This is a genomic window from Exiguobacterium aurantiacum, from assembly GCF_001766415.1.
Lineage (GTDB): Bacteria > Bacillota > Bacilli > Exiguobacteriales > Exiguobacteriaceae > Exiguobacterium > Exiguobacterium aurantiacum_A.
In genome coordinates, this window is sequence record NZ_MKXO01000045.1 from 1 (window position 1) to 571 (window position 571).

At 41.5% G+C, this 571-nt stretch carries 1 protein-coding gene; it reads left to right on the plus strand.

The genetic code is table 11. The features are described from left to right. Window positions 1-104: 104 nt before the first annotated feature. On the plus strand, window positions 105-571 hold a 467-nt coding region (locus BJU60_RS14870; RefSeq protein ID WP_141737260.1), incomplete at its 3' end, for a DUF2232 domain-containing protein.

The window sequence follows — 571 nt, forward strand, 5'->3', positions numbered from 1 at the left end:
AAAATAAAGGTTGGGGCAAGACATGATGGAGCTGACATCATACGTATACATAGAAGTACACATTGAGCAAGATATAGACAAAAGGATTGGATAGAGGTGAAGGTGTGAAACAAACAAAAGCGTTAGTAGAGGGCGCAATCATGATGAGTATTTTTGCGGTCATGATGCTGTTTTATTTGTATGTGCCGCTTTTATCTATTATTTTCTTTCTAGCTGCTCCGATTCCGATCATCCTCTATACAATCAGACACGGCTTGAAAAAAGGAATTGCTGCTGGCGCTATTGGCATAGTGATCAGCTTTTTAATTGGGTCTATGGCTGGACTCATGAGTGCACCTATCTTAATTGCCGTCGGATTAGGCATGGGTGTTTTCTACAGCAGAAGGCAGCCTGGGAATGCCATCATTACAGGTGCGCTGCTTTATTTATTCAGTATTCTCATCTCCTTTGTTGTCAGTGTCCAGCTCTTTCAAATCGATATTATGAATATTGCGAAAGAGTCGATTGAGCAAATGATGCCGATGGTAGAGAGTGTTTTAAAGCAATCCGGGGCTTCTGAAAAGGACATAGC